Origin of the sequence: Trichocoleus sp. FACHB-46 (genome assembly GCF_014695385.1) — a bacterium.
Classification (GTDB): domain Bacteria; phylum Cyanobacteriota; class Cyanobacteriia; order FACHB-46; family FACHB-46; genus Trichocoleus.
The window spans coordinates 26,567-47,782 of sequence record NZ_JACJOD010000031.1 but is presented as its reverse complement, the minus strand read 5'-3'; the positions used below and the strand labels follow the sequence as shown (position 1 = coordinate 47,782).

General features: G+C 48.9%; 20 protein-coding genes. 13 read left to right on the top strand and 7 right to left on the bottom strand.

The window, feature by feature from the left end:
* Positions 1 to 11: 11 nt before the first annotated feature.
* Positions 12 to 437, top strand: coding sequence for a thioesterase family protein (locus H6F72_RS18340; RefSeq protein ID WP_190438843.1), 426 nt, complete (start codon positions 12 to 14; stop codon positions 435 to 437).
* Here H6F72_RS18340 and H6F72_RS18335 read toward each other — a convergent pair.
* The 4 genes from H6F72_RS18335 to H6F72_RS18320 all read right to left on the bottom strand — a co-directional run bounded on the left by H6F72_RS18335 (position 406) and on the right by H6F72_RS18320 (position 5,192).
* Positions 406 to 1,860 carry a 2-succinylbenzoate--CoA ligase gene (locus H6F72_RS18335; protein ID WP_190438840.1) on the bottom strand — a complete coding sequence of 485 codons (1,455 nt, stop codon included), beginning with the start codon at positions 1,858 to 1,860 and terminating at the stop codon, positions 406 to 408. The two genes, H6F72_RS18340 and H6F72_RS18335, sit on opposite strands and share 32 nt — an antisense overlap.
* Complete coding sequence (locus tag H6F72_RS18330; RefSeq protein ID WP_190438838.1) at positions 1,845 to 2,834, bottom strand: o-succinylbenzoate synthase; 990 nt, start codon at positions 2,832 to 2,834, stop codon at positions 1,845 to 1,847. The genes H6F72_RS18335 and H6F72_RS18330 overlap by 16 nt, the downstream gene beginning before the upstream one ends.
* 3 nt (positions 2,835 to 2,837) lie before the next feature.
* The gene (gene menA, locus H6F72_RS18325; protein WP_190438831.1) at positions 2,838 to 3,740 is read right to left on the bottom strand and encodes a 2-carboxy-1,4-naphthoquinone phytyltransferase; all 903 of its coding nucleotides are present in this window, start codon (positions 3,738 to 3,740) and stop codon (positions 2,838 to 2,840) included.
* A gap of 129 nt (positions 3,741 to 3,869) precedes the next feature.
* The gene (locus H6F72_RS18320; RefSeq protein WP_190438828.1) at positions 3,870 to 5,192 is read right to left on the bottom strand and encodes a sodium:proton antiporter; all 1,323 of its coding nucleotides are present in this window, start codon (positions 5,190 to 5,192) and stop codon (positions 3,870 to 3,872) included.
* A gap of 309 nt (positions 5,193 to 5,501) precedes the next feature.
* Here H6F72_RS18320 and H6F72_RS18315 point away from each other — a divergent pair, with 309 nt between their 5' ends.
* The 4 genes from H6F72_RS18315 (at position 5,502) to menB (ending at position 10,554) form a co-directional block, all read left to right on the top strand.
* Entirely contained in the window at positions 5,502 to 6,947 is a 1,446-nt protein-coding gene (locus H6F72_RS18315) for an isochorismate synthase MenF (protein WP_190438825.1), read from the top strand.
* Positions 6,948 to 7,223: 276 nt separating this feature from the next.
* A complete protein-coding gene (gene menD, locus H6F72_RS18310; protein WP_190438823.1) occupies positions 7,224 to 8,966 on the top strand; it encodes a 2-succinyl-5-enolpyruvyl-6-hydroxy-3-cyclohexene-1-carboxylic-acid synthase in 1,743 nt (580 codons plus the stop codon).
* A gap of 52 nt (positions 8,967 to 9,018) precedes the next feature.
* Positions 9,019 to 9,615, top strand: a complete 597-nt coding sequence (locus H6F72_RS18305) for a TerB family tellurite resistance protein (protein WP_190438819.1) — start codon at positions 9,019 to 9,021, stop codon at positions 9,613 to 9,615.
* Between the two features lie 105 nt (positions 9,616 to 9,720).
* The gene (gene menB / locus H6F72_RS18300; protein ID WP_190438816.1) at positions 9,721 to 10,554 is read left to right on the top strand and encodes a 1,4-dihydroxy-2-naphthoyl-CoA synthase; all 834 of its coding nucleotides are present in this window, start codon (positions 9,721 to 9,723) and stop codon (positions 10,552 to 10,554) included.
* Positions 10,555 to 10,769: 215 nt separating this feature from the next.
* Here the strand turns inward: menB and H6F72_RS18295 are convergent, their stop codons facing one another.
* A complete protein-coding gene (locus H6F72_RS18295) occupies positions 10,770 to 11,057 on the bottom strand; it encodes a hypothetical protein (RefSeq protein WP_190438813.1) in 288 nt (95 codons plus the stop codon).
* 476 nt (positions 11,058 to 11,533) lie between these two features.
* Entirely contained in the window at positions 11,534 to 12,109 is a 576-nt protein-coding gene (locus H6F72_RS18290) for a DUF721 domain-containing protein (RefSeq protein WP_190438808.1), read from the bottom strand.
* Between the two features lie 294 nt (positions 12,110 to 12,403).
* Between H6F72_RS18290 and H6F72_RS18285 the strand changes: the two genes are divergently transcribed.
* From H6F72_RS18285 to H6F72_RS18270, 4 genes are all read left to right on the top strand, one after another.
* Positions 12,404 to 13,876 carry a hypothetical protein gene (locus tag H6F72_RS18285; RefSeq protein ID WP_190438805.1) on the top strand — a complete coding sequence of 491 codons (1,473 nt, stop codon included), beginning with the start codon at positions 12,404 to 12,406 and terminating at the stop codon, positions 13,874 to 13,876.
* A 144-nt stretch (positions 13,877 to 14,020) separates the two neighbouring features.
* Complete coding sequence (locus H6F72_RS18280) at positions 14,021 to 14,740, top strand: PspA/IM30 family protein (protein ID WP_190438802.1); 720 nt, start codon at positions 14,021 to 14,023, stop codon at positions 14,738 to 14,740.
* A gap of 50 nt (positions 14,741 to 14,790) precedes the next feature.
* Positions 14,791 to 15,099, top strand: coding sequence for a 2TM domain-containing protein (locus H6F72_RS18275; protein ID WP_190438798.1), 309 nt, complete (start codon positions 14,791 to 14,793; stop codon positions 15,097 to 15,099).
* 97 nt (positions 15,100 to 15,196) lie between these two features.
* Positions 15,197 to 15,505 (top strand): DUF3181 family protein, encoded by a 309-nt coding sequence (locus H6F72_RS18270; RefSeq protein ID WP_190438792.1) that lies wholly within the window; start codon positions 15,197 to 15,199, stop codon positions 15,503 to 15,505.
* Positions 15,506 to 15,561: 56 nt separating this feature from the next.
* Here the strand turns inward: H6F72_RS18270 and murJ are convergent, their stop codons facing one another.
* Positions 15,562 to 17,229 carry a murein biosynthesis integral membrane protein MurJ gene (gene murJ / locus H6F72_RS18265; protein ID WP_190438789.1) on the bottom strand — a complete coding sequence of 556 codons (1,668 nt, stop codon included), beginning with the start codon at positions 17,227 to 17,229 and terminating at the stop codon, positions 15,562 to 15,564.
* Between the two features lie 379 nt (positions 17,230 to 17,608).
* On the opposite strand from murJ, the gene H6F72_RS18260 reads away from it, so the two are divergent.
* From H6F72_RS18260 to H6F72_RS18245, 4 genes are all read left to right on the top strand, one after another.
* Positions 17,609 to 18,964, top strand: coding sequence for a DUF3095 domain-containing protein (locus H6F72_RS18260; RefSeq protein WP_190438786.1), 1,356 nt, complete (start codon positions 17,609 to 17,611; stop codon positions 18,962 to 18,964).
* Entirely contained in the window at positions 18,867 to 19,592 is a 726-nt protein-coding gene (gene sfsA / locus H6F72_RS18255) for a DNA/RNA nuclease SfsA (protein ID WP_190438784.1), read from the top strand. The genes H6F72_RS18260 and sfsA overlap by 98 nt, the downstream gene beginning before the upstream one ends.
* An 80-nt stretch (positions 19,593 to 19,672) precedes the next feature.
* Positions 19,673 to 20,353: an actin-binding WH2 domain-containing protein gene (locus H6F72_RS18250; protein WP_190438782.1), complete on the top strand. Its 681-nt coding sequence runs from the start codon at positions 19,673 to 19,675 to the stop codon at positions 20,351 to 20,353.
* Positions 20,354 to 20,415: 62 nt separating this feature from the next.
* Complete coding sequence (locus tag H6F72_RS18245) at positions 20,416 to 21,201, top strand: actin-binding WH2 domain-containing protein (RefSeq protein ID WP_190438779.1); 786 nt, start codon at positions 20,416 to 20,418, stop codon at positions 21,199 to 21,201.
* Positions 21,202 to 21,216: the final 15 nt, after the last annotated feature.

Sequence of the window (21,216 nt, the reverse complement as noted above, 5' to 3'; positions counted from 1 at the left end):
CTAGAAAATCAATGCCTTTTATCTATTCTCGAACCATTCGCTTTCAAGACACTGATGCAGCGGGTGTAGTCTACTTTGCCAATGTGTTGGCGATGTGTCATGAAGCTTATGAAGCCTCTTTGGCAGCCTCAGGAATTAATTTGAAGGAGTTTTTCAGCAACTCTGCGATCGCCATTCCCATCACCCATGCAGAAGTTGATTTTTTTCGACCCATGTTTTGTGGTGATCAAGAATTGATTCATCTGACACCAACATTAATTTCAGAGCAAGAATTCAGAATTGATTACCAAATTTTTGCAGAAGGCTCCAGCGATCGCCCGTTAAGCCAAGCGCATACTCGTCATGTCTGTATTAATCCGACAATTAGAAAACGAGAAAATTTGCCAGAAATGATGTGGCAATGGCTTAAGCAGTGGAGCGATTCTGAAACCATTTGAGGGCGATCGCTTGAGCCTGTTCGTAGTTGACTTTGCCTTGGAGATTTCGCGGTAAATGCTCGACTGAAATCCAGTATTTAGGCTGCTTAAATTTGCTTAAGCGTGCTTGCAAACGATCGCTTAAATTAGTCGAAGTAGTTTGACAGGCAGGAACGTAAAGCGCTGTCACAACCTGCCCCCAGTGAGCATTTGGAAGGCCAATTACACAAACATCAGTCACTAAGTTGGTCGCTCGAATCGCTGCTTCCACCTCGGCGGGAAAAACATTTTCGCCCCCCGTAATAATCTTGTGGCTGCTGCGACCGATGATGTGCAAATAGCCTTGCTGGTCGAGATAGCCCAAGTCATCGGGTTGAAACTGAGGTTGCTCAAACAGTTGCGGATAATAGCCCAGCGTCAATGACTCAGCTTGAATCCTGATGTGGCCGACCTGACCGGGTAGCAGCAATTCTCCAGACTCGCTGTGGATACTGACGTTGCCGTGGGGTAAAACTCGACCACTATTTTGATGACCTGCCAAAAAATCTTTTGGGTGAAGGGTGGCGATTTGAGAGGCGGTTTCGGTCATGCCATAAGTGGGGGCTAGACGAATGCGATCGCGTCTAGCAGCTTCTAGCAGATCATTCCAAGCGGGCGCTCCACCAAGGAGAACCGTGTGAAACTGGGCCAACCAATGGCTTGATTCTTGCCTTTCTAGCAAACGCTGTAATTGAGTTGGCACCAGAGAAATGAAAAATTGAGTTAGGTCAATCGAGCTATAATCTCCTGCCTCCAATTGCTTGAAGGGCTGCACTACCAATTTCCCATCTGACACAAAAGAGCGTAGAAATTGCATCAAACCGCTGACGTGGTAAATCGGCAAGACACAGTAAGAATTAATTTTCTGCACCTCAAAATATTGCTGGCAACCCCGCACTGAAGCCAGCAGCGTTGACCAAGTGTGGATAGCAAAGCGAATTCGCCCAGATGACCCCCCTGTCGGAATCATGATCCAACCTGAGTGGTCTGAACCTGGCCTCCCTAGCCCCCCACACTTGGGGGGAACTTGAGCAAAGTCCTCTAATACTGAGGGGGCCAAAGTATTTGAGGGAAGAGCTAAAGAGTCACAATCGCCCCAAATTAAATCCGGTGTCACCAAATCCAAGACCTGCTGCCACTCCGCCTGGACCCAACAAGGATTGCACAAAAACACAGGGCATTGAGCAGCACAAGCAGCGAGGAATCCTGCCAGAAACCGCTCTGGCGATCGCTCGGCTAAAAAGATTTTAGGAGTAGTTCCTTGGTGGATGAGTTGAGTGAGTTCTTGGAATAAATGCTGAGCCAGATCAGTGAGTTTGACTTGGTCAACACCAATAAGCCAGTCAGTTTGCGATCGCGCCTGTAAATGCTGCAAAAGCAGGCCAGAAGCTAGAGGCTGTTCCATAACTGCTCAAAATCTGAAAGTTGATCCCAACTATCGCTGAACCAGTGCGTTACACCAAAGCCAGCAGCGCGATCGCTTGAAGTGAGTTCTGCTGCCAAGCTTAAACCTATATCTCGACCAATGGCTGTCTCAAAAACTGAGGAAAAAACTGCATCAATTTGGTGCGTTTGACAAAATTGCCGCAATTGGGAGGGAAACCCCGCGATCGCTGGTTTGATCACGAAAATGCCTCGCCAACCTTGGGCATAGCAAGTTTTGAGTTGAGCCAGAGTGGCAACTGATTCATCCAAGGCTAAGGGAGTAGAGTACTGTTGGCTCAGTGCCAACATGTTCTGGAACTGATTGACTGGCAGCGGTTGCTCTAAAAACTCAATGCCTAATTGGTCGCAAGCTTGTAAGTAAGCGATCGCCGTCTCTAGGGTCAAACCTGCATTGGCATCCAGCCGTAAACGAGCCTGGGGTGGAAGAGATTGGCACAAGGTCTGCAAAATTTCCAGTTCCTCTTGCACGGCTGCGACTCCCACTTTCCACTTAAAAGTGTAGAAACCCTGCTGCCAAAGCGATCGCCAAGCCTCTACTGCGTCCGGGCCAGTGGGAAGCAAAGCACTGTAGGGAATTTCGGATTTTGGATTTCGGATTTTGGCTGCGACGTTGTTTAAGTTTAAGGCTAACCAAGCAGATTCAAGGCCAAACTGACAAGCTGGCAAGGTGGATGGAATGGCTGAGATGTGTTCAGCAGTAATTTCAGAAGGAAGTTGCCGACAAAAAACTAATGTTTGCTCGAAGGTTTCGGAGCCAAACCAAGCCAAAGGCGCAATCTCCCCAAAACCAACCTGGCCCGTTTCGTCAGTTAGACGCAGCAGAATTCCGGTTCTAACATTCCATAACCCTTGGCTAGTTTTCAAAGGCTGGCGAAATGGGCGCTGATAGGCTCGAAACTCGAACTGGTAGGAATGAATTTGGGTGGCAAGCATCCTTTAGAGTACAAATCCCAATCCAAACAATAATCCGCTCCAAAAATGGAGAGCCACAGCGATAAATTTGCAGTTGCTTACCTTGTCTGGTTGATTGTGATAAGCCTGTACATGCCGAGTCAGTTGAATGGCAAAAGGCAAGCTAGCAAAGATCAGCAATGTCTGAATTGGAAACAGGCCTAAAAGGGTAAATAGTAGTGTTAAAGCGTAGATAAAGCCGCAAAACCAAGGAATTAGTTGTGCTCCTCTAGCAGTACCGAGACGGACGATGGGCGATCGCTTACCCGCAGCCAAATCATCTTTTACTTGATGAAAATGAGAGCAAAATAAAATCAAGCTGGTAGTAATACCAATAATGATCGAGGCAGTCAAACTAGTGCTCGACCAAGATTGAGTTTGGCTGTAGTAGGCGGCAGAAACGGCTAAAGGCCCGAAGCAAATAAAGCAAATAATTTCTCCTACACCTTGATAACCCAATCGAAAGGGTGGGCCTTGATAGGTGTATCCTAAAGCACAACCTACCAACACAATGGCTAAAAGAGTGAAGTCTTTTTGCCACCAGGCGATCGCAGAACTACCTAAAATTCCTAAAGCTAAGAAAGCATTTCCGAGCCAGAAAATTAGAGATTTGTCACCTGTAAGATTGACTAAAGAATGATGTTTATTGGCGTCAATTCCTGTTTCTGAATCGAACACATCATTGCTCAAATTCATCCAGGCGAGAATGAAAATTGAAGCCAATAAATAAGTGATAAATATTGCAGTGTTAATGGCTCTGGTTTCAGCAAAGGCAACCGCAGTTCCCACCCACACTGGCATAACAGCAACACTGTACATGGGAGGTTTGATTGCCGCGAACCACAGCTTATTGGCTGAGTTTGATGGCGCAACAGATTTAGTAGTCATTCCACAGAATTGGTACGTTGCCAGAAGCCCATTCAAACTGTAACCGCACCCCTGCGATCGCAATCTCTGCGTGGGATGTCTCCTCCAGTCAAAAAGGCTCCCGTAACATAGCCTACAGGAACCTCAGGCTTATTGGCTCGAAGACGGGGAAGTCGTTTCTTCGGCTTCCAAAATGTCGCTAATACTCTCGTCGTGCCATTTCATCAACGGAGTCGAGCTGATGCCATGTAATATCACAGAAATCACGACAGTTAGGTAAGTAATCCAACCGATCATTTCACCTGTTTCACCTTCCAAGCCCTTACCGTAAGCGTAAGCGAGGTAATACAAGGAACCAACGCCCCGGATACCAAACCAACCTAATAGCCAACGAGTGGTAGGACGAAAGCGTTCACGGAAATTTCGTCTCGAACCTTTAGGCACTAGGCTGGTATATTTTTCCCCAATGGTGCTGATCCAAGCGCCAATTGGGCGTACGACAAAAATTAACGCTCCCGCCACTAAAAGGGCTTCGTCAATAAAGCGCAGAATCGGCTCGATGCGTAACAGTGACCCTAGCAGCAAAATCACGCCAACTTCCGCCAGCTTCTCTAGCCGCTCAATGAAACTCAGTTGAGAACGCGGTTTTTCAGGGTTGCGATAACTGCGTTGGGCTACCACTCCAGCAACAAAAACTGCCAAAAATCCGTAGCCATTAACCATTTCCGTGAGGGCGTAGGTCAAGAGAATGGTACTGATGGCTGTAAAGTCTTCAAAGAGTTCGTCTACCTTCCGGTAGTTCTGGATTTTCTGATCAACCCAAGCCACTGCTTTGGCAACCACAATTCCCATCACCAGTCCTGCTGCGATCGCCCACAGCAAGTCTACAGCCACCCAGTTTTTGAACCAGCTCTCCCAGTTGCCGTCTTCAATCCAGTGGAGCCCAAAATAGACAAAAGGAAAGGCTAGCGCGTCATTTAAGCCACCTTCAGACGTTAAACCGAAGCGTAGCTCGTTACGGTCATCTCGGTCAGATAGTTGCACTTCTGAGGCGAGTACGGGGTCGGTCGGAGCTAGGATGGCACCCAAGAGAATGGCCTCGCCCCAGTTGAGTTTGAGAAACCAGTGCCCCAACAGGGCGATCGCGCCAATGGAGATCGGCATCAGAAAGCCAATCAGCCGCGCTGTAGAACTCCAGGCCCACAGTTTGAGCGGGCGATTCATCTTCAAGCCGCAGCTATACAGCGAGATCAGCACGACAAACTCAGTTGCTCGCTCTAAAAACTCAGCCTCAGGCCGCAGCTTAACTAAGTTGATACCTCCAGGCCCTAGCAAAATACCGACAGCCAGGTAAATCAAGGCGTAGGAGAGAGGCAAACGGTTGATCCAGCTCGAACCTAAAGTGATCAACAGCAGAAGTAAGCCAAGAACTAGAAAACTAAGAATGTAAGTATCCACAAACCAAGAGCTCATAAGACTTTGAGACGCCTTTTGAGTTTAGTGGTCTGACGTTCTGGCCCACTCACCCTAGAGTCAGTTCTTTGGGCAATTTAGCTACCCTAGAAGGATGAATTAGTCTCACCTGTAAACTTTTCTGGCTGACCCTAGAACTCACGCCCTGATTAATGAGAACTTGAGAGAGGGCGGGGGTATGGAGGCGGAATTGGTCTGCCGAGCGCTGCGGTGCTTAGATAGAAAGAAGAGGTTACAACCTCGGGCATACCACGCTTGCTGATCACGATTTATAAACTCAATTTCAAAAAAATTGCTATCTTCGCTTTCATGCCAGTCACACCATACCGGACTAATCTATTTCAAGATCGTAAGGATCTCTATCAATTTCTTTTAGCTTGTCAACAAGTTTCAATTGAGAAAGAATGCACCCAAATCGCAAGTATTTCTTTAGAAATTGACCCAATAGATCCGCTAGCTGTACTGCATTGCTTAAGCAAGCCAAGCCAACTTAGTTTTTACTTTGAGAAACGAGGGCAAGACGAACGAATTGGAGAGTCTAGCCGTCGAGCGATCGCCGCGATCGGTGCGGTTTCTAGTCTCAAGGTAGAAGGCTCTCAACGATTTGCTCAAGCTCAAGATTTCATTGAATCCTGTTTAATTAACACTATTAAAACAGGTGACTTGAGTTTGCCGCTCTCGGGGCCACATTTCTTCGGTGGCTTTACCTTTTTTGAGGAAACTCCAACTAAAGAGGCTTACTTTCCTAACTCAACTCTTTTTTTACCTCGCTGGCAAGTTGCCTGCCAGGCTAACCGCTATGTGTTAGTAGCCAATTTTGCTATTGATGCTAGTGCCAACTTGGAATCCTTGCTCGATCGAGCGTGGGGGGACTTCCAAAAAATTACTGCGATTAAATATCGAGTCCCTGAGGTCAACTTTCAAGGTCGAGGAATCTTTGATCAACGAGACATTACAGATACAAAATATTTCAAGCTAGCTGTCTTATCTGCTCTAGAAGCAATTGAGTCAAAACAGTTTAATAAAATAGTTTTGGCTCACGCAATTGATGTTATTTCACCGACTCTGTTTCATGTAATTCACTCTTTGAGCAATCTGCGACGCTTTTATCCAGATTGTTATGTGTTTTGTTTAAGTAATGGCAAGGGACAAAACTTTATTGGTGCTAGTCCTGAGCGTTTACTGAGTATTCAAGATCAAGAGCTGTTGACCGATGCCTTGGCAGGTTCTTTTCCCAGGGGTAAAACTGCCTTGGAAGATGCCAATTTAGCGCGAGGATTGCTCAATAGTGAAAAGGAGATCCGGGAACACCAAGTGGTGATTGACTTTTTGACCCAATCTCTCTCTCGTTTGGGCTTAATGCCAAGGCGATCGCTTTCTCCTCATTTGTTACAGCTATCGAATATTCAGCATTTACGCACTCCGATTCGAGCCACGGTGCCAGCAGATGTGTCGCTGCTCCAAATTTTGGCTGAACTGCATCCAACTCCAGCGGTGGCGGGGGCTCCTAGGGATATTGCTTGCCAGCGAATCCGCAGCTATGAAGCGTTTGAGCGATCGCTCTATGCGGCTCCTTTGGGTTGGCTAGATCACAAGGGGAATGGGGAGTTTATAGTAGGAATCCGCTCGGCATTGGTGAATGGTTGCTCTGCAAGGCTTTATGCGGGGGCAGGGATTGTCGCGGGGTCTGATCCGGAGAAGGAGCTGACGGAGATTAAGCTGAAGTTGCAGGCGTTGTTGCAAGCATTGGTTTAGTAGTTCTCTGGCTAGAACCGAGCTTGGGGGCACTCGCCCCCAAACCCCCGCTGAGGGACGGCTGCGTCCCCCAGACCCCCCTCCAGACGAGGTTGGGTGTGGGTGTTTCGAGTTTTAGTTTGGGTGAGTAGATGCTATATGGCTGTTAGCTTTTGGCTTCTCACCCCTTGCTCCTCTTCCCTCACCCTCTAGCTTCTGACCCCTCTCCCTTCCTCCTTCTAACTCCCCTTCCTCCTTTACCAACCCCTCACTCCTCACTCTTCACCCCTCTCTGTCATGTCCATTGATTTCCGCAATACAAATTCTGTTTGGGCTTCTATCCTGGCGGAAACTTTGGTTCGTTTAGGGTTAAGAACGGCGGTGGTTTGTCCGGGATCTCGGTCTACACCGTTGGCGATCGCGTTTGCTCAGCACCCTGAAGTTGAGGCGATTCCGGTGCTGGATGAGCGATCGGCAGCGTTTTTTGCTTTGGGCTTGGCGCGACAGTCGGGGCTACCTGTGGTGTTGGTATGTACGTCGGGGACGGCGGGGGCGAATTTTTATCCAGCGGTAATTGAGGCGCGGCAAAGTCGGGTGCCGTTGTTGGTGTTAACCGCGGATCGGCCTCCAGAGTTGCGCGACTGCAATGCGGGGCAGGCAATCGATCAGCAAAAGTTGTTTGGGGATTTTCCCAATTGGTATGCGGAGTTGGCGACACCTGCTTTAGAGATGGGGTTGCTTAAGTATCTGCGCCAAACGATGGTTTACGCTTGGGAGCGATCGCTGTGGCCTGTAGCGGGTCCGGTGCATCTCAATTTGCCGTTTCGTGACCCGTTGGCTCCGATTCCTGATCCGGGGGTGGAGGAGTGGCGATTGCAGTTTGACTTGGCTCAGTTTTTTGCAGCAGTGCAGCCTATGACGGAGGTTGACGCGGTTGGGGTGGGAAATATTCAGTTACCGCTAGCGACTTGGCAAGCTTGTGAGCGGGGGGTGATTATTGCGGGGCCTGCTCAACCACGATCGCCGTTGCAGTACTGTACAGCGGTGGCGCAACTGTCGGCGGCGTTGGGTTGGCCTGTGCTGGCGGAAGGGTTGTCACCACTGAGAAATTATGCAGACCTCAACCCTGATCTGATTTCTACCTATGATTTGCTGCTGCGAAATCGGCAGTTAGCAGAGCAATTGGTCCCGGAAATGGTGATTCGGATTGGGGAAATGCCGACTAGTAAGGAACTACGGCTCTGGCTGGAGAGGGTGCAGCCGCAGCAGTGGATTGTTGATCTGGGCGATCGCAATTTAGATCCGCTGCATGGTCACACCACTCATTTACGACTGGCGATCGAGCAGTTGGCTCCGCTGTTGCCGCCTACGTCCAAGTCAGTAAGTAGTTACCTCAAGGACTGGTGTAGTGCTGAAGGGAAGGTGCGGCAAAAGCTAGACCAAACGATGTCAGATACAGAAGCGTGGTTTGAGGGCAAAGTTGCTTGGCTGCTGTCCCAGCATTTGCCTCCCGGCACGCCTCTATTTATCGCCAACAGCATGCCTGTCCGGGATGTGGAGTTTTTCTGGAAACCAGGCAATACGGCAATCAAACCTCACTTTAATCGGGGAGCGAATGGGATTGATGGCACATTGTCTACAGCTCTGGGTATGGCGCACGGCAATCAAAGTAGCGTCCTGTTGACGGGAGACTTAGCACTGCTCCACGACACCAATGGTTTTTTGCTCAGAAACAAGCTGGTAGGGCATTTGACCATTATTGTGATCAACAATAATGGCGGTGGCATTTTCGAGATGCTGCCGATCGCCCAATTTGAGCAGGTGTTTGAAGAATTCTTCGCAACACCGCAAACGGTTGATTTCGTGCCACTCTGCCAAGCCTATGGAGTGGAGTATGAACTGATTCAAACCTGGCCCCAGCTAATAGAGCGTTTGAACCCCCTCCCTCAAAACGGCATCCGAGTGCTGGAGGTGCGGACCGATCGCAAGGTAGACAGTGCTTGGCGGCGGGCTAACTTAGCAAAATTTGCCGCTGATTGACAAAACTGAGCACCCCAGGTTTACTCTTGAAGGCGAACAACGGTTCTCAGGCATGGATCAATCACAAATCAGCGCTGAAACTCTAGAGCTTCTCTGCCGCATCACGGGCCAAGAGTTGCAACAGGACGAATTAAATCCCTTGCTAGTGTTTCTGGCGGCTCTGGTCACAGTGTTGCTAGGCGTCATGCTAGTGGATCGGGCGATCGCGGATGCCGAGAAGCAAGAGTTGCAGCAGACGCTCAGCTCGTTTCTGACGTTGGATGACCAAACCCATGAGCTGACACAACAACTGATCGCTGGCGTGCAGCGGCATCAGATTTATATCATTCCAAATGAGCTACTCAAGCTCACGATGCTACTTTCCAAGTCTGAAAAAGTGTTGCTAATCGGCTTGGGCTACAAGATGGCCGCAGCGGATGGTGAAGTAGACTTGCGGGAGAGTATGTATTTGCAGGCGATCGCCAGCCGTTTGTCACTGTCTACTTCTGAGGTGGCGGTTTTAGCAAATGGCTATTCGTTGGAACCTGACGACCTAGAAGCCTTAAACACTATTAAAGATTTGCTGGTTCCAGAACAATATCAACTGCCGCTCCTAGTTGATATTGCCAAGCAATTTTCCACTAGCCTATCGGCATCTTCGCAGACCTGACTTGTCAGAGTCCGTTCGTGGAATTGCTCTAAAATGGCACCACTGAGCCTAGGCCATTTCTTCCGGGTAAGAGATGGCCTAATTGTTTACACTCACGCACAGACTATGCAAGTTGAATGGCAAGTTGCCAAAACCTACGAAGACATCCTGTATCACAAAGCGGATGGCATCGCCAAAATCACCATCAACCGCCCCCACAAGCGCAACGCCTTTCGCCCCAAAACGGTGTTTGAGCTTTATGATGCCTTTGCCAATGCCCGTGAAGATAGCCGTATTGGGGTCGTTCTTTTCACCGGGGCGGGGCCGCATACGGATGGCAAATATGCCTTCTGTGCTGGAGGCGACCAAAGTGTGCGGGGACAAGGCGGTTATGTAGATGATGAAGGGACGCCGCGGCTCAACGTCCTCGACTTGCAACGTCTGATTCGCTCCATGCCCAAAGTAGTCATTGCTTTAGTGGCGGGTTACGCGATCGGAGGCGGACATGTTCTCCACATTCTCTGTGATTTAACCATCGCCGCAGACAATGCTGTTTTTGGCCAAACTGGCCCCAAGGTCGGCAGCTTTGACGGCGGATTTGGCGCTAGCTACCTAGCTCGTCTGGTGGGACAAAAAAAAGCACGCGAGATTTGGTACCTCTGCCGTCAATACAATGCGACCCAGGCATTAGAAATGGGGTTAGTCAACTGCGTGGTGCCTGTGGAGCAGTTGGAAGCAGAGGGCATCCAATGGGCACAGGAAATTCTGGAAAAAAGTCCGATCGCGATTCGTTGCCTCAAAGCTGCCTTTAATGCCGACTGTGACGGCCAAGCGGGCTTGCAAGAATTAGCCGGGAATGCCACCTTGCTCTACTACATGACGGAAGAAGGAGCAGAAGGTAAAGAGGCGTTCTTAGAAAAGCGTCAACCTAACTTCCGCCAGTACCCTTGGTTGCCTTGAGACGAACCGTAGCCTAACTTCTAAAACTCAACCACTTAAAAAACCGCACTCTTGTTTTAGAGGTGCGGTTTCAAATTTTTGTCTGTAATTGTAGCCATTTCACCAAAACTTCAATCTCAACTCAGCGAAATGAGAATGCGTTTAGCTTCAATCTCAAATCTAAAAACGAAATTACTTCAGTATTTTTACAGAGCCGATTTAGAGAAGAGAGGGGATTATTTGGCCAGCGATCGCACTGCCAAATCATCTTTTCTTTCTGAGAAATTAATTGGAGAACAATCCAATGAGATCACATCTCCTAGGATTAATGTACTCTCTGACCAATTCATAATCTCTTCAGACTTCTCCCAAGAGGGCGCAAACGGGGGGATCGCCAGGGAACAAGCTTTCCAACTGCCTCGAACAGGTACATTTAGCTGCTGACAAGAGCCGCCGCGTCGTCCTTCGGGAGTGTAATACCGACAGTGGCGACATGCTGAAGTTTCGAGGTTTATGGTTCTCATAGAAGGATTTTTTAGGAGGTAACCTGTTGTCTTTAATTTTTAAGCTAAAGTTTTTTTGAGAGTGTTGATTCGGGAACCTGCGATCGCTTTTGTACCTGGTTTTCAGCGATTCATGATAAAAAAGGTCTTTTAGATTGTCTTTATAATCCTGTTAAAAACCAGATACATTTACAGTACTTTTGGTTCTGACTCAATCGAGCTGATTTCTCTCAAAAATAGTTGGGGATCAAGAGAAAATATAGGCAATTACATTTAAATCAGTTTAGGGCTCGAGCAAAGTCAAGGAACTTGAATTGCTATTTGAGTCTGTAAATTCAGCCATTTGACAGGTGCAACGCCGCATCATAGGACTTAAAGCCTTAGTAACTCGTCTGGGTGAGAACGCCAAAGATAGCAGTGAGTTGGTTGCCCCCTGCTTAGTCATACCCAGATGCAGAGCTGAATTCCCAATCTACACAAGCTATAACCGTGACGAATTACCCTCGCCATTGTTGCGCAACACAAAGGGCGCAAACACTCCAGCGCTGCAGCTCTCCCGGTGGAGTCGCGCAGTGGCAACGGGGACAAGAGGGTAAATGCTGCGATCGCTGTTGCACTAACGCTGACCAAGCTTGAAACGCGGTTTGAGGGTCTTTTGGCGCTGCTGCCTGAACGGGAGGTGATTGATTGGGTGCCTGGAAGTTAGCTACATGGCTAGGATGGTCTTGCCAAGGGTTGGCTTCTGGCCCAGAAGTGACAGCAGAATTTTCTCTCTGGCTGCTGTGCCACTGAGCGGTAGAAAAACGAATATCAGTGAGTTCGATGGTTAGCCGAGTGTTGAGCTTTTCTAGAATCCGTTGTCGCTCAAAAATCAAGTTTTGAGCCCAGGCAGGGCTAGAAGTGGCTACCTTTAGCACGCCTCGCTGAATTGCAACTGGTTTTGTCTGGCTGGCAACCGCTAGTCCCACTACTTCTGGCCAATAGGCCAACAAGCGCTTGAACTGCTGTCGCTCTTGCCATCCCCCTTGATTTTCGAAGCTGCCTAAAACATGATGAAGGGATTCAAAAGCCATGCTGCCGATCTCGGTAAAAAATCGTATACCCTTTTCTAAAGGTTCTCTACTTTAGGATCAGAATCAACAGCAGTACTATACGATGCATCTACTGATTCGCCCTCATCCCTCACCCACGTCTATTTAGTTTAGGGTTGATCTAGACCCGCTTGCGTCTGAGTGAGGATTAAAGCTAGGCTTTGACCAAAACAATTTAGGGCGGATTGCGAAAGTTTATGGCTGTCCTGGATGGCGTAGGTTGAGGGACACCCACTTGGAAAGTTTGTGGTTAGTCAAGATGGTAGGAATCCTGTAATGAATCAACGCCCCTCGATTGAATCCCCAAATCAATCCCAGCCAAACCAATCCTTACATTCGGTGTTGCAAACGGCCTTGGGCAGTTTGGATGTGCACCTAGAAGAGGAATTGGTTCGCTATCGGCGTCAGCGAACAGGTCGCTCTGTGCCACCGCCTCGTGGGCTAGGTCGCCAGCAAGCCCGGAAGACCTTGGATTTGATTTCAGTTGGCGCAGTAGGGGGTAGAACTCAGCCTCAGCCGATGAATTCGGGAGTTGCCACCAGTACTGATACTGCTACTGCCAGCCCATCCACTACGGCACCGATTGCACCACCTGTTGAACCTAGAGCCTGGTCACCCAGTCAGGAACCGCGCTCTGAATCATCGTTTAGTTCTGCTCGTAGCCACTCTGCTTCCCAACTAGCCGTGCTACCTCGCGTCTCAGAATCAGAAGCACCAACCGCTGCCTATGCGGAAGCTAATAGTTCTGAAACTAACAGCTTGATCAGCATGGCTGCTACTCAAATGCCGCCAGATGATTACCTGGAGTCGTCCGAGGAACTTTTACGCAGCTTGGCAGAGGAAGAAGCAGAAGCCAGAGTTGAGCGGGGCTTTATGCAAAGCCTACTCACCCCGCTAGGTTTAGGCTCAATGCTGCTGCTTTTGCTGTCTAGCGCCACCTTGGGTTACGTGTTGATGAATCCTTCGGTGCTGCGTCCCATAGGTATAGGGCGATCGCCTAATGCCACGTCATCCACTACAACCACTAACTCTACGAGTGTCACGCCCAATAGTGCAGCAGTGGGCCTGCCTAACTCACCCAATCTGGCCTCGAAAGAATTTGTCGATTTGAACTTGGGTACCTTGAGCACGCTGAAGGCCAATACAGGAGCCGGAAAAGTAAGCGCTACCCCTGGCAAGTCGGTTGCTGTGCCTAAGGTGAAGGCAGTTCCAAGCGCTAACACCGGGTCTGCTGCTGGAAGAACTACTACAACTGCGCCAGCTACCCAAGCGGCTGCTCCTCGCTCTGCAGCTCCCTATGTGGTGCAGCCTGTGGCCCCCCCCCTATCGATCGCGCCTCCCCCTCCACCCGCTGCAATTTATAACCAACCTGTTTACAACCCGCCTGCTGCCGAGCCGCCCGTTGAACGATATGCACCTGCTCCAGAGCCTCCCAGAGTAGAGCCTGCCCCTGTAATGGTTGCTCCAGAGCCTCCATCTCCGCGATCGCGAGCGGCTGAACCGGAAGCGGAGAATACTGCTAGCTCAGCTCCGGCGGGTAACAGTGCCTATGACTATAAGGTGGTGACTGAATACAGTGGTGATGCGACGCTGGAGGAAGCTCAAAAAGCCATTCCGGATGCCTATGTGAAGAACTTCCCAGATGGTGCTCGCATTCAATTGGGAGCCTTTGATGAGGCTGGCAAAGCAGAAGCCTTAGCAGAAGAACTCGAAAAACAAGGGATTCCCGCTAAGGTAGAACAGCACTAATCTCCTGCTTTCGGCTCGCTTACGAACCGGAAAGGTGCGATACCATGAGGTTAATATTCCGCTGGGGTCGTTGAAACTGCGTTTTTGTAGCTGATGCGTTAGCGGCCCACAAAGCCTATCGTAGCAACGTGGACGGAGATCGGTATGGGCTTATTGGACCGCATTGGGCGGGTAATTCGAGCCAACATCAACAGCTTAGTGGGGCAAGCAGAAGATCCAGAAAAGATTCTGGAGCAAACGGTCTTGGATATGCAGGAAGACCTGATTCATATGCGACAAGCTGTTGCTCAAGCGATCGCCACTCAAAAGCGCACGGAACGACAATGTGCTCAAGCGCAATCCACCTCTAATGAGTGGTATCAACGAGCGCAACTCGCTTTGCAAAAAGGCGATGATCACTTGGCGCGAGAGGCTTTGACCCGTCGTAAGTCTTATCAGGAAACTGCCGAAGCTTTACGATCGCAGCTAGACCAGCAAAGTGGCATTGTCACCAAGCTGAAGCAAAATATGTTGACCTTGGAAAGCAAGATTTCTGAGGCCAAAACCAAAAAAGACTTGTATATTGCGCGGGCTCGCTCTGCTAAAGCTTCTCAGCAGATTAATGACATGCTGGGTCGCGTGGGAACGGGTAGCGCCATGTCTGCGTTTGAGCGGATGGAAGAAAAGGTGCTGCAACTAGAAGCCCAGTCTGAGGCGATCGCAGAACTGGGAACGGACGACCTAGAAAAGAAATTTGCTTCCTTAGAAGGCGGCGACGCCGTAGATGACGAGTTGGCTGCAATGAAAGCTCAACTACTCAGCGGTACAGACAACACTGTCAAACTCCCACCCTCTCAGTCCCAGTCCCAGTCATCCAGCGCTTAATCGATTACAATAGCCACTCTGACGCTTAATCACTTACTAAAGGGTTTTCTATGCCGCCTCGTTGGCCTCGTCAACCAGATCGTCGCGATCCTGCTTATCGCCGTCTGGATGATCGGATGAATTTTGCCATGCACGTAGCAGTTTTTGGTGCGACCAATTCTGGCATGTGGTTTGTGCGCACGCTAGAAGCTGCCACTTGGCCTTGGTCTAAGTGGGTCACGGGAGCGTGGGCTGTAGGACTGCTAGTGCATCTAATTTATATTGCTGCGATCGCAGATTACTCTGGCTACAACCCTCAATTTTCTGCTGGAACTCCTGCTGATTCCAAAAAAACGAGTGCGAAGTCTACCAAACCATAGAGCGAAGTTGTCTGGGCGATCGCTTGATTAGAATGGGGGCAGAATCTGGCTAAATTAGCTGGTTTAGCCCCCATTTTGCATTTAGGAAATCATTATCATGGCAAAAACCAATACAACCGAGCTTTTAGAAGCCCTCGCCGCTGATATTGGCGAAAATGTCTACATGGATATTGCCAAGTGGCACCTCTACTTAAGCGATGCTCACCTCAGCACTCCCTTGGCAGAGCAACTCTATCCTTTGCTCATCTCCAGTTCAGTGAATGAAAACCGAGTGCAGCAAATCCTCAGCAGCATGTCAGTTAAGCTGGGCGGTGGCCGCCGTGAAGTGCCTCTACTCGATCTCCTACCCATGCAGTGCCAAGTCACGCTCATGGACCTCCTAGAAAAGTACCAAGATCAGCTTTAGGTCTAAAAAGTGAAGGGCACCTAGCGTGCCCTTTGTCGTGAGTTATGGTCTGTTGCTTAGCGCCTCAGTAGACGCTGGCGAATGCGATCGATAAATAAATCAACTTCTGGCAACCGTAACTGAGTTGCAAATAGAGCAAATACTGCTAAGCCGACTGAACCAGCTGTCGTGAGTTCTAGCAGTTGAGTCATGATGCCTTCGGTACCCAGAAATTGTTCGCAGGCCTTTAGTGTTGCCCAGGAAGATCCTCCCGCGATCGCGCTACCCAAACTCAGACCTAAAATCGGCCAACCCAGCTCTCGCCAAGGCAAGCCATGTAGACGGCGATGCAGAATCACCAATAGAGCAATACTGGAGGTGACGTTAACCCCAACTGTGGCTAAGACTAGACCAGACGCGCCAAAAGGTTTGATTAACAAGAAGTCCAAGACCGCGTTCAAAAAGATATTAACGATGCTAATTCGGAAGGGAGTGTCTCCGTCTCCTAAAGCGTAGAACACCCGCACCAGAACGTCCCGCGCCAAATACACAAACATGCCAACGCTATAGGCAATCAAGAGAGAAGCTGTAAGGTGGGAGGCGGATTTATCGAAAGCGTAGCGTTCATACACCACCCGCACAATGGGAAACGCCAGCGCAATCATGATGGCACTCAGAGGCAGCATAGCTACCGCAGTCAGCAACAAACCCTGCCGAATCCGTCCTTTCAATTCGGGCCAGTCTGCCGGATCGGTGAGCCGAGAGAACACAGGCATCAAGGGCACCAAAATCATGTTGGAAAGAATGCCCAGAGGCGTGTTGACCAACAACCCCGCGTAACCTAAAGCTGATACTGCCGCTGCCGCTTGGGGCAAAAACGAAGCAAAGAATAAATCCGTCCAGACATTGATTTGCATCATGCCTGAGGAAAAGGTCGCTGGCCCCATAATTTTGATGATTTCTTTGACTTCGGGGCGATGGAAGTCGAAGCGCAGCCTTAGTCCACCCATACCCGCTCGTGCCTGTGCTGGTAATTGCACTAGCCATTGCAAGACACCACCCGCCAAGGTTCCCCAAGCTAATACAATTCCTCCGAGCACGGCGTACTGGGGGGTAGTAATTTGAGGGCCAAGCTGGAATGCCAAGACGCCAATCCCGATCAGCACGGTCACACTAGAGAACAAAGGGCTGATGGAGGGTAGCCAATATTGATCGGAGGCATTGAGGGTGCCAAAGCCAATCCCGATCAACCCAGCCAGCAACGCCATCGGAGCCATGATCCGAAACTGCTGGACGGCGATCGCTCTAGTTTGAGCCAATACTTGAAATTGCTCTGGAGTTACCCCTTGCGCCTGGGCCACCTCCGGGCTGATGTATAAACCGGGAGCCACCAGATGCATCAGCGGATCGGCAAACACGATCAAGCCGATGGTGACCAGTAGGAGCAGCCCACCGACCAAAGTTGTGATCGTTTCGACAATGGGAGCGACTTCGCTTTGTTTGCGCTTGGAAAGCACACTGACGATCGCACTATGGAAGGGGCCATTGATGCCACCCAACAAAATCAGCAAGAACCCTGGAATCACATAGGCAAAGTTGTAAGCTCCAGCGGCAGGACCCACCCCAAAAGCAGCGGCGATCGCTTGCTGACGCACCAATCCAAATACCTTGCTGATCATCGTGGCCACAGCCACAATCCCAGCAATTCCAGCGAGGGAACGAGAAGGCTTTTTAGTTTCAGACACGAATAGTTACAAATAACGAACGTGCATCCCCTATTTAATCGCGAATCGGCCAGTTCCGCCCGGATCAATCTTATGGAACGCCGCCGTCCCTACTACAGTCCTTATAAGGATGCTTGCAGCGAACAGTTCTAGTAAATGGTTTACAGACTACTCAGCGATTTCGCGTAGTAACTTAGGCCAAAGATTCACTACAAGAACTGATAAAACAAAGTCATACTGAATTCATCTACAGATCTAGCGATCGCATCTCCAAACTTGCAGCCGAACCCAAAGATAACAACTGAGTTCACTCAAGCTTTGGAGATGCGGAACTGTTTCAGGCAGTTCTTCAGGGTGCTTAAGTCATGCCACTATACGGAAACTAAGGCAGAGTTAGCCTATGAGCACCGAGCAATTTTATGCCAAGCTCCCGCGCCTCAAGGAGTTTATCGAGATTACCCAGCCGCACAATTTTGTGGATTTGCCCCACGACTGGCATGTGGTGATTACAGATATTGTGGGTTCGACCCAGGCCATAGAAGCAGGGCGTTATAAAGATGTCAATCTGTTGGGTGCTTGCTCAATTGTGGCTGTGCTCAACGTTGCTAAATCTGACGAGATTCCCTTTGTCTTTGGGGGTGACGGAGCTTCTATTTTGATCCCTCCCGCTTTGCTGGAGCAGACGAAGCAAGCCCTACTAGCGACGCAACAGGCTGCTAAAACAAGATTTGACTTAGATCTCAGAGTGGGGCTGGTTCCAGTTACCGACGTTCTGGCTGCTGGCTTTGAAATTAAAGTGGCCAAGTTGCAAGTCTCAGAAAACTACAGCCAAGGAATATTTACGGGTGGGGGTTTAACTTGCGCTACTGAGATGGTGAAGCAGGATATCCCGAATAATCCTTATCAGCTAAAACCCTCAACTCAACCACTACAACCTGATTTTTCGGGTCTGGAGTGCCGCTGGCAAGATATTCCTAACCAGCGGGGCGAAGTGCTGAGCATTTTGGTGCTGGCAATGGGTTCTAAAAAAGAGCAATACCTGACCTACCGAACCGTTATTCAAAAAATCCAAGAAATTTTTGGCGAGGATGCAGATTTACATCCGGTTGCTGCCAAAAGTCTTCAGCTTTCGTTTCAGCATTCCAACTTGTTACCGGAAGCAAAAGCACGGGCCACCTCTCAAGCTTGGCTACCCCAACAGATGTACTTGCTGAAGGAAAAGCTAGAAAATTTTCTCGGCCGGTCCTTCATGAAATTTGAGACTAAGGTGGGTGACGTAGATTGGGGTGCTTACAAACAGATTGTCACAGCAGCCACAGATTACCGCAAGTTTGATGACATGCTGCGGATGGTGATTGCGGGCACAGCCGACCAGCGGGAACAACTGAATAGCTATCTAGAAGCTCAATACAAAGCGGGCAAGTTGGTGCACGGAATCCACCTATCCGATCGCGCCCTGATGACCTGCTTAGTGTTTGAACGCAACGGGCAGCAAGTACATTTTATTGATGGTGCAGACGGGGGGTATGCTCTGGCCGCGAAAGCAATGAAAGCTCGACTCCAGCGCAAAGCAGCAAACTGGTCAGCCTATGTCAAGATGATGAAGTTGCGAAAAGTGAACCAGCGTCAAAGTGGCAGTTCACTCGAATTTCATACAGATGACCGCTTTAATCTACCAGTACCCGACGCTTTACCCCGGCATTCTCCTCAAGCGCTACAAACGCTTCTTCGCAGACATCGAGTTGACCAACGGTGAAGTGATTACGGCTCACTGTCCCAATACAGGGCCGATGAGCTGCATTTCTAAACCGGGTAGCTCGGTGTATGTGTCGCGCAGTGACAGCCCGACGCGAAAGCTGCCCTACACTTGGGAACTAATTGAGGTGTATGAAAATGGGCCAACTTGGGTAGGAGTCAATACTGCCATGCCCAACCGCATCGTCAAGCTGGTACTAGAAAACAAACTGATTCCAGAACTGGGAGACTACAGCGACATTCGCTTGGAAGTGGCTTACGGTCAAGAAAAAAGTCGGTTGGATTTTCTGCTGACGGGTGAGAAGTTAGAACGCCCGATTTATTTGGAAGTAAAAAGCACAACTTGGTGCGAAGGCGATCGCTTGGTGCGCTTCCCAGACACGGTGACGACACGGGGCCAGAAACATATTCGTGAACTGGCGGCGTTGCTTCCAGAAGTCCGACCCGTCATGCTCTACTTTATTAATCGGGGAGACTGTACGCACTTTGCCCCCGGTGACGATCGCGATCCTGCCTATGGCAAACTTTTGCGGGAAGCGGTCGCTCAAGGGCTAGAAGTGTTGCCTTGCCGCTTTGAAATTACCCCCGAAGGTATTTACTACTTGGGCTTGGCCGAGCTGGTGCTGTAATCTCTATCAACCAGCCTCAGCTTTTCCGTAATGGGCAACAACACTTGTGTAGTTAGGCGAACCCCCTTTCGGGTGAGTTTATGAACTACTTTTCGGTGCTGATTACACTGCTACGCGATCGCAAAGATTTTATTGATGAGGTGCGTCAGGGAATTCGGCTTAATAGCAAAATCACCTCTTTGCTAATTTCTAGTTCGATTCTATTTGCCATTTACGGAGCGGTAATTGGTGCTTTTGCTGGACCTTTGCAAGCGCTATCTTCTGCAGTAAAACTACCAGCACTTTACCTGATTACCCTGATTATTTGTCTGCCAACTTTATACTTTTTTAACATCATCTTTGGCTCCAAACTAACTTTGGGCCAACACTTTGTAGTTTTGCTAGGTTCAGCGGCAATTATTAGCATTTTGCTATTTAGCTTTGCTCCAGTCACTCTATTTTTCCTAGCGACAATTGATAACTATCAATTCTTTAAGCTGCTCAATGTCGTAATTTTTGGAATCACTGGATTCTTAGGAATCAACTTTCTCTATCACAGTCTCCAAGCGCTATCGCCTCAGGATTCAGCAGGGCAAGCAACTCGTACACAAATTTTGCAGTCTTGGCTGATTCTTTATGCTTTTGTGGGCAGCCAGCTAGGGTGGACACTACGCCCCTTCTTTGGCGCACCAGGAGAACCCTTCGAGCTGTTTCGAGATATGCAGGGAAACTTCTACTTGAATGTAATTCAATCAATTTTAGAAGTTTTAGGTCTGCGTTGATTTTAGATTTTAGAAGCAATTAGGCTACGTACTACAGGATTGATGTTGGTTGGCATAACAATATGAACTACTTCACCGTATTAATTACGCTGCTTCGCGATCGCGAGAATTTTGTCGATGAAATTCATCACAAAGCTCGCCTAAAAACCAAGATTACGGCTTTACTAATTTCTAGTTCAATTTTTCTGGCAATCTATGGAGGAATTATTGGCGCTTTTGCTAGCCCGTTGCAAGTTTTTTCCTCTGCAATTAAGCTGCCTGCCCTTTATTTGATTACACTCATCATTTGTTTGCCAACACTCTACTTTTTTAATGCTTTCTTTGGTTCAAAACAAAGTATTAGTCAAAGCTTGGCTCTCCTACTAACCGCTATTTCGATTACGGCAGTACTCTTATTTAGCTTTGCTCCTGTCACGTTATTTTTTCTGATTACAATTCGCAATTACCAATTCTTTATTCTATTAAATGTAGTAATTTTCGCCCTCACGGGATTCATCGGCATCTCCTATCTCTATCAAATCATGCGGCCTGAGTCTGAACAGCTAGAACTTTCTCCAGTCACCTCAGGTACTCTAGTTGAGGAAAAAGCTGAAAGTGATTTTGTGGTAGTAGATGCAGACCAAAAGTCAAAGAAAAGAGTTATTAAAAATGTAGATCCAGCAGTTAAAACTCGTACTAATATCTTGCGCTTCTGGTTAGGATTATATGCTTTTGTGGGTTGTCAACTAGCTTGGACACTACGCCCTTTCTTCGGCGCTCCCGGACAAGCCTTTGAGCTGTTTCGCCCGCGTGAGGGCAACTTTTACCTCAGCGTGATTCAATCACTGCTGGAGATTTTGACGAACTAAAACTACAATTGCTTT

Excerpts from the sequence above, each read along its gene's own strand:
- H6F72_RS18335 (WP_190438840.1), bottom strand. The coding sequence starts at position 1,860 with ATGGAACAGCCTCTAGCTTCTGGCCTGCTTTTGCAGCATTTACAGGCG.
- H6F72_RS18295 (WP_190438813.1), bottom strand. The coding sequence starts at position 11,057 with ATGAGAACCATAAACCTCGAAACTTCAGCATGTCGCCACTGTCGGTAT.
- H6F72_RS18260 (WP_190438786.1), top strand. The coding sequence starts at position 17,609 with ATGAGCACCGAGCAATTTTATGCCAAGCTCCCGCGCCTCAAGGAGTTT.
- H6F72_RS18250 (WP_190438782.1), top strand. The coding sequence starts at position 19,673 with ATGAACTACTTTTCGGTGCTGATTACACTGCTACGCGATCGCAAAGAT.
- H6F72_RS18305 (WP_190438819.1), top strand. The coding sequence starts at position 9,019 with ATGGATCAATCACAAATCAGCGCTGAAACTCTAGAGCTTCTCTGCCGC.
- H6F72_RS18340 (WP_190438843.1), top strand. The coding sequence starts at position 12 with ATGCCTTTTATCTATTCTCGAACCATTCGCTTTCAAGACACTGATGCA.
- menB (WP_190438816.1), top strand. The coding sequence starts at position 9,721 with ATGCAAGTTGAATGGCAAGTTGCCAAAACCTACGAAGACATCCTGTAT.
- H6F72_RS18320 (WP_190438828.1), bottom strand. The coding sequence starts at position 5,192 with ATGAGCTCTTGGTTTGTGGATACTTACATTCTTAGTTTTCTAGTTCTT.
- H6F72_RS18315 (WP_190438825.1), top strand. The coding sequence starts at position 5,502 with ATGCCAGTCACACCATACCGGACTAATCTATTTCAAGATCGTAAGGAT.
- menD (WP_190438823.1), top strand. The coding sequence starts at position 7,224 with ATGTCCATTGATTTCCGCAATACAAATTCTGTTTGGGCTTCTATCCTG.
- sfsA (WP_190438784.1), top strand. The coding sequence starts at position 18,867 with ATGACCGCTTTAATCTACCAGTACCCGACGCTTTACCCCGGCATTCTC.
- H6F72_RS18290 (WP_190438808.1), bottom strand. The coding sequence starts at position 12,109 with ATGGCTTTTGAATCCCTTCATCATGTTTTAGGCAGCTTCGAAAATCAA.
- H6F72_RS18245 (WP_190438779.1), top strand. The coding sequence starts at position 20,416 with ATGAACTACTTCACCGTATTAATTACGCTGCTTCGCGATCGCGAGAAT.
- H6F72_RS18270 (WP_190438792.1), top strand. The coding sequence starts at position 15,197 with ATGGCAAAAACCAATACAACCGAGCTTTTAGAAGCCCTCGCCGCTGAT.
- H6F72_RS18330 (WP_190438838.1), bottom strand. The coding sequence starts at position 2,834 with ATGCTTGCCACCCAAATTCATTCCTACCAGTTCGAGTTTCGAGCCTAT.
- H6F72_RS18280 (WP_190438802.1), top strand. The coding sequence starts at position 14,021 with ATGGGCTTATTGGACCGCATTGGGCGGGTAATTCGAGCCAACATCAAC.
- H6F72_RS18275 (WP_190438798.1), top strand. The coding sequence starts at position 14,791 with ATGCCGCCTCGTTGGCCTCGTCAACCAGATCGTCGCGATCCTGCTTAT.
- H6F72_RS18285 (WP_190438805.1), top strand. The coding sequence starts at position 12,404 with ATGAATCAACGCCCCTCGATTGAATCCCCAAATCAATCCCAGCCAAAC.
- menA (WP_190438831.1), bottom strand. The coding sequence starts at position 3,740 with ATGACTACTAAATCTGTTGCGCCATCAAACTCAGCCAATAAGCTGTGG.